Here is a 6,842-nt window from a genome sequence, read left to right as displayed (position 1 = left end):
TGGAAAGAAACCGGGCTGGAGCGCCTATATTTACTGGCTTTGATTTTTGAAGAAGAGGCTTTTTCAGACCTTCCTTAGAGAAATAGCTGCTTGGTTATCTGGTGACGTGAATAGCCACGTGTAAAGATTCAGATGCAAAAGGTTACTTGGGGGCAGGCAATGCTCATCACGTGGGAGCTGTTAACGACTACGTATTTTTAGAGTGCGAGTTCGTAGAAGATTTTAAAGTTTTGATGCGCAAGGAGCATGTCATTTCTGTGCTAAAGTCGTACATCAGCGCACATGAATGATATGAAAAAACATTTGTGTTGATGTCGAATACGAGATGGAGGGTGAGCAAGCTTTAAATCGTTACCTTGTACTGGGTGGTTGGTTAGGTCTTACTGATATGGGAATATCTGAAAACACGCGGAAGGTTAACCTTTCACGTAGAAAAATAAGATAAAGCTCAATGGTGGGAAGTTCAAAGATTGGCAGTACGAGCGGTTTTAGTTGAGATAAATTAACTGTTGCGGATGATCTATATGAAGCTTTGGTGTTCTGCATGCGTGAGGTTCATTGGTACGAGATTTATAATTTCAAAGACAAGTCCTTTGAAGGGGCACTAGCAGTGAGGCCCTGCGAAGCACATTGCCGCATATGAAAAATCTTTAGCCTAATACAGATGTTTATAGTTACTGTGGCGCGAGTTAGTCTGTGCAGTATCGATTAGTGGTGCTGTCCAGAATGATCGTCTGTACAGTGCAAAGCGTTTAAGATCGATGCTGTTCTTTAAAAAATTAGCTTTTTTCTTAATCGGTAAGGTTTTTTTCTAGTTTACGCTGACCTGCGATTCAAGTCGGTCACTGCGTCGACATGCGCACCGTGACCGACACCGGCAGCACCTGGTTCCAGGGCGCGAGCCCGGCCAACGGCAACGGTGCGAAGGTCATCGGTTCCGGGCCGGTGCAAAACCCCGGCTACGCCAAAGAGTGGCTCAGCTGGCAGAAAGCGCAGGACGCGGTCGTGCGCAGCGGCACGCACGCGGTCATCGAAAGCGGCATCTCCACCGCCATCAACGGCGGCAGCCTGAAAGACAACCTGGGTTCAGCGCTGGTGTCACAAGGGTTTGATCTGGCCGCCGCTGCGGGCAACAAAAACCTGGGCGACTTTGCCGACTACATGGACCTGGACCCCGGCTCGGCAGAAAAAATCTTCCTGCACGCCATGCTGGGCGGCGCATTTGCAGCCGCACGCGGCGGCGACTTCAAGACCGGTGCCATTGCTGCCGGTGCGGCTGAGGGGTTGACGGGGATTGCCAACGAAAACCTCGGCAAGTATCTGGACAGCCGCTTTGTAACGGATGACCAGTTCCGGGTGGCGACGGCGCAGATCGTGGGTATCGCAGCGGGTTCGCTGGTCAACGGCGACCCGGACGACGCGGCATGGGTGGCGGGGAATGTTGAGCGGTATAACGAGCAACTGCACCCACGCGCCGTTGAGCTGATTAAAAAAGAAGCGGCACAATTTGCTGTCGACACCCACATCAGCCAGGAAGACGCCGAGCAGCGTCTGGCGCAAGCCGCGGTCTATTACACCGACAAGAACTTGAACGGGGTGATGACCGAAAACGGCACGGTGCCGGACGAGACCACTCTTAAATACTTGGGCACAGCACTGGCCCCTATGGCTGGCCAGTACGCTGCGCCAACTGCATCCGATGTACCGACCACACAAGCCGAGAGGGTATACACCCCGGCTGAAACGTCCACGCTGCTCAACCAGTTTGCGGACACTAATCCAGCAAGGTACGCCGACACCTCAATCAACTCGATCAACTTTCAGGGTGCCTACACCGGTGACCTGACGTACGACTATGCCCGCTTCTACGACAGAAACATCGCTGTTCCCTACGACTTGGGTAATACGGCCAGCGGCGGGTTCTCCGGCACATGGCAGGGCACCAAAGCAGCCATTTCCAACACAGTGAATTCGGCCTGGTCGCTGCTGAGCAGTCCTCTGCAAAGCAGCGAACAACTGGCCAATGGCGTGATGTCACTGACCAAAAACCCTCTTGCGTCCGCATGGAACAGCCTCGAACCTGCCCAGAGCAAGGAAGGGCTGGCAACTGCTTACCAGATGCAGGGCAATAACGAAGCGGCTGCGGCGATCCGAAATCAGGGCAATGTGGAGTTCGGGCTCAACCTGATACCGGTAGAGCGGGTTGTTTCGCTGGGCAAGTTGGGAGCGGTCGCCAAAACGACGGACGACTTCTACATCGAACGTCTTCTTGCCGAAAAAGGCCCGTGCTGCTTTGCTGCTGGCACCAAAGTCTCGACCCCGAGCGGCGACCGGGCTATCGAATCGCTCAAAGTCGGCGATGTGGTGTGGAGCAAGCCAGAAAAAGGCGGCAAACCGTTTGCCGCAAAAATCCTGGCCACTCACCAGCGTTCCGACCAACCGATCTACCGCCTCAAACTGAAAAGTGTCCGCGCCGACGGCACAGCGGCAGGCGAAACCCTGTTGGTCACACCAAGCCATCCGTTCTACGTTCCGGCGAAACGCGACTTCATCCCGGTCATCAACCTGAAACCCGGAGATCTGCTGCAATCACTGGCTGATGGCGACTCGGAGAATACGTCGTCTGAGGTTGAATCGCTGGAGCTGTACCTGCCGGTGGGCAAGACGTACAACCTTTCGGTGGATGTGGGGCACACGTTCTACGTTGGCGAGCTGAAGACGTGGGTTCATAATACTGGGCCGTGTGATTTGCCTGAGGGGTATTTTGGGGGGAAAGCGACTGGCGAAGTCGTGCCTTCCTCGCCTATTGTTACTTCTGGTGCGACTCGGACAGGTGTTGTTCGTACGAATGCCGCAGACTGGAGAGCATTGCGTGATAATTGGGATGACCTTGGGTATGGTCAAATCTTAAGTACTGAAAATCGGGCCGCGATTGCTAAAGGACGGACACCGAAAGTCGACGAACCATGGATTAATGCTTTTCCTGAAGATGCAGGCTTAAAGGGCGAGAGAATTCCTATGCACCATGTCCAAGGTTCGCCACTTACTGTGCCGCTGCCTGATACACGGCATTTGGATGCGCATATGCCTGGAGGGTTTAGATATAATCCGGGCGGTCCAGGGTCTGCTCTCCCGGCATACCCTCCGAAAAAAGGAGTTGATTAATGCATTCCACACCGCAAGGATATGCTAAGCAAAAGTTAATTTTCTACGTGGCTCAGGATTTGGATCAGTCCATCAGATCTAGCGTGCAACAGCTTGTGAGTGAGGTCGCCGCGTCAAGAACATGGAGCATTGCTCCGCCAACCTTTATTGACACGATAGATGAAGGTGGAGCGGAAATAGTAGGTGGGATGTTGGAAGTTTTTTCGGCCTTGCAACCAAACGTACTTTCTATTGAAAAGGACTCTAAAAACTTAGAAGAAGTAGAGGGGGTGATCTGTGCAATAAGAAAGCTATCTGAAAAAGAACGTCTGTCCTTTGAGTTTCAGTTAGATACTACTTTTGTTGGTGCCATTGATGATGGTGTTATTGACCGAGTCCTGCTGGAAGGTCTGCTTGTGCCGTGGCGAAATCACATCAAAGGAAGCAGTTAAGTTGGTGCAAAAGAAACTCGTTCTTGGGATAGCGCTATATCTAAAGCTGACGGAGACTTCGGGTATCTTCCACCTGTACGGCAAAACTATGTTAAAGATGTTTATGGCTTGCAAGGGGCTGTGGGCAAGATAAGTGATAGTGTACTGTTCTCGAAAAAACCAGCTACTGACTAACGCAAAATTCAAATTTTATCAATAACTTATGCTGTATCCGCGCCACAAACCCCACCTAGAAAAAAATGAGGATCTGATTTAGCGAGGCATCTCTGGCGAGCAATNGGAATGTTGAGCGGTATAACGCTCAGTTGCATAAGCCTCAAACGACTGCACTGGAAAAACTGAGAACGCTCAATCCAGAGCTTTCAGATCGTCTGAATGATGCTGCGTGCGCATTGTCCCAGTGCGCGGCCTCTATTCCGGTCGATGATCCACGGTACGGTAACTTCAAAGAGCGTCAGGATCGCGGTGAAGGCTACAAAACCGAAATTGCAATGCTGCAGGCAACAGGAGAGTTCGGAGGTCGTAGCTGGACAGATCGAAGCGATGATTTCCTGAATTCCCACGGCAACGTTGTTCAAGCTGCTGATGCGAGCGTAGACACCGCCTCAGGCATCGTTGGTGGTGTAGGCAGTTATGCCGGCATGATGGCTACGTCGCCGGTTTGTGTAGGCGTCTTGACCTGTGCTCTACCAGCTGGGTTAGGTGTGTTGGGCACCCAGCAATTGGTAGGCGCGTGGGACTCCGCAAGTCAGATCAATGCTGGCTTCACATCCGACCAGCCTGGTCGGGTGCAGGCTGCTTTTCAGCTTGAGACGTTCCCGGGCGAGTCGAGCATAACCAAGGACCTGGCAGCCAATGCCGGTAAGTCCGTGCTCGAAATGAGCGCGTTTGGATTGGCAGCGAAGTATTTCAATGGTCTTTCGGCTGCGGATGAGGTGGTGTTTCCGTGGGGCGGTGAGAGAATCGTTGGTGCAAAAGGGCCGGTTTCTGCTGGTACGGGCACGACGGCGGGTAGTGATGTTGCAAGTACAACGCCTAAAGCTGGTGTTTTTTGGAATAAAACAACAGTTCTAGATAGGACTGTCTATCAACGTAACGACCTCTTTGACCCAGAGGCCCTATCGACCTGGAGAGTACGAGGTAAAACTGTTCAAGGCTCAAACCTTGAGAGGATGGCCTCGGGTCGAGCACCAATTGGGTATGATGGGAAATCAGTTGAGTTACATCACCTCTCGCAAACTGAAGTTAATGGATTCGCTGGTACTCGTGGTTCACTTGCAGAAGTTGGTTCTGTTTTCCATAGCCAGAATAGCAGTGTTCTTCATGTCCCATCCAATGCCGCTCAAAGCTTTAGGTATACTCGTTACAAAGACTCTGCAGAATACAGAAACCCTACAACTGATTATGTTTCAGTTCCTGCGGATTTGAATGCAAAAACATTGACAAAGCAGGCTAAAGAGTTTAACTCTTATCAGTCAGATTATTGGAAGTTGCGAGCTCGGAGCGGGGAGTAATTAGACGTGGATTATTCGAAGATAATTAATCTTATTAATGAATCGGATTTCGTTGAGTTTGCTGATTATGGTGACGGCATTGCTGATGAGTGGATTTCTAAAGCTGAAAATCGTCTTGGGTTGAAATTGCCTGATAGCTACAAATGGTGGCTGAAGTGTTATTCTGGCGGGGAAATATCTGGGGAGGAGATTTATAGTATTTACGAAATGGATTTTGATAGTGTAAGGGGTGGTGATATCGTTTATATGTCAATTGTTAACGGTCGAAATGGGTTGTGTGGGAAGGAGAAGCTATTTATCTGTGAACCGCCGGGTGCAGGGGAATCATTTTATTTTGCCACGGACGATGGTCTTAATGAGGGGGAGTATCCTGTTTATAGGCTTGATCTTTCTGATAAAACTTCTAGTTTGTATGCAAAAAATTTTATCGACTTCTTAGAAAAAAGAATAATTTCTTTCAGTTGAATAATGATTATACGTTTAAAGATGGTTGAGAAAGGCTAGGTGCAAAAGCTACTGCAAGTCCATCATATTATAGAAATAAATTTGGTGGTAAGGCAGAATGGTGGAACATTACACCCGCGATGAGAGGCGTAGAGCATCAGGGTGGTATTCACAGGGCTCAAGGGCCGGCGGAAAAAATATTTGGTAAATGATTATGAAAAATAAAGAAGAGTTAAAGTCGTTGGTCGAAGCTGTGACTTCCGCTAAGAACTACGAGGGTAATTACGGCTATCGCATAACAGATACGAGTGCGACGTTAAGCCATGTTGATGAGTCGGATCGACAGCAGGCCCCAGCTGACTACTTGGAGTTTCTAAGTGAGTTTGGTTTTGGCGAATTAGATGCGGCATTTCATCTCGATGATGGGCCGGAGAAATATTCGACTATATGTGGCCGAGAAATTGAGGGCTATGAGGGTATTTATGTATTTGGTGGGAATTCTAGCGATGTTCTATATGCTTTCGACGCAAAAAATAATTGGCAGATTGTAGAGGTCAGTTCTGAGTTAGATGAGATTGATGTGTTAGCGTCAAATTTCTCTGATTTTATCTTGGAGCGGTTGAGGTATATCAAGTCATTGGTTGAAAAGCGTGCGGTTGGATGAGTTTTAACTGGTGGTGCGAAAACAATAAATGAGGTTATTACTCCGTCTGTGCCTATCTATATAGGCCCCTCACTTATAATATACTTATTCAGAGTTTTACTCAGCAGCCGGTACATGCTGTATTGCGTTTGTGGTGGGGCTGCAAAGAAGCTGGTTGGTTGCTGGGTCGCGATAAAGCCAGCAGGTCCTGTTCAGTCGATTGATGGCAGTGCTTTGAACTCTCAGCGGGAGAACGCAGTTGTAAAGGTGGTCAGAATTGAAGTTCCTACAGGTAATAAGCGCTTTTAAGAATGTCTGCTCCTCAGGATGGATTGGTTAGCAGTGGCAGTCAGACTGTTTTCGAAGAATTTCAAAATTGATATTGCGTGGATAAGAAAAAGAGTGAATTAAACTGGGAAGTTATAGAGGGAGTCATCTCCGAAGGTGCATGAGCGGTTTGTCCTCTGGATTACTGGGCACGTTGAAGCTGGGATAGTAAAGCGCGCTCTTGTTCCGGAAAAATTAGAATGGTATTGCTCTTTAATAGTTTGGTTTTTTTCTTAATTTTTTCCGTGACTTTAGGCTGACGAAATTTTTTTAAAGGCGCCCGATAGGGCGATGTTCCTGGCCCAGGCCGACTCGCGC

Annotated in this window: 4 protein-coding genes and 1 pseudogene; all 5 read left to right on the top strand. The window is 49.2% G+C overall.

The window, feature by feature from the left end:
* Positions 1-879: 879 nt before the first annotated feature.
* Positions 880-3,165: pseudogene (locus ABJ99_RS29990) on the top strand (DUF637 domain-containing protein); the annotation flags it as partial.
* The gene (locus ABJ99_RS24880) at positions 3,165-3,596 is read left to right on the top strand and encodes a hypothetical protein (RefSeq protein ID WP_054088061.1); all 432 of its coding nucleotides are present in this window, start codon (positions 3,165-3,167) and stop codon (positions 3,594-3,596) included. The pseudogene ABJ99_RS29990 and the gene ABJ99_RS24880, both read left to right, overlap by 1 nt.
* Before the next feature lie 305 nt (positions 3,597-3,901).
* The gene (locus ABJ99_RS27845; RefSeq protein ID WP_230081085.1) at positions 3,902-5,110 is read left to right on the top strand and encodes an HNH/ENDO VII family nuclease; all 1,209 of its coding nucleotides are present in this window, start codon (positions 3,902-3,904) and stop codon (positions 5,108-5,110) included.
* 6 nt (positions 5,111-5,116) lie between these two features.
* Positions 5,117-5,575: an SMI1/KNR4 family protein gene (locus ABJ99_RS24870; RefSeq protein WP_054088059.1), complete on the top strand. Its 459-nt coding sequence runs from the start codon at positions 5,117-5,119 to the stop codon at positions 5,573-5,575.
* Positions 5,576-5,768: 193 nt separating this feature from the next.
* Positions 5,769-6,218 (top strand): SMI1/KNR4 family protein, encoded by a 450-nt coding sequence (locus ABJ99_RS24865; RefSeq protein ID WP_054088058.1) that lies wholly within the window; start codon positions 5,769-5,771, stop codon positions 6,216-6,218.
* Positions 6,219-6,842: the final 624 nt, after the last annotated feature.

Origin of the sequence: Pseudomonas syringae pv. cilantro (assembly GCF_001293775.1) — a bacterium.
Classification (GTDB): domain Bacteria; phylum Pseudomonadota; class Gammaproteobacteria; order Pseudomonadales; family Pseudomonadaceae; genus Aquipseudomonas; species Aquipseudomonas syringae_P.
The sequence above is the reverse complement of the archived record's forward strand: the minus strand, read 5'-3'. Positions and strand labels throughout refer to the sequence as shown.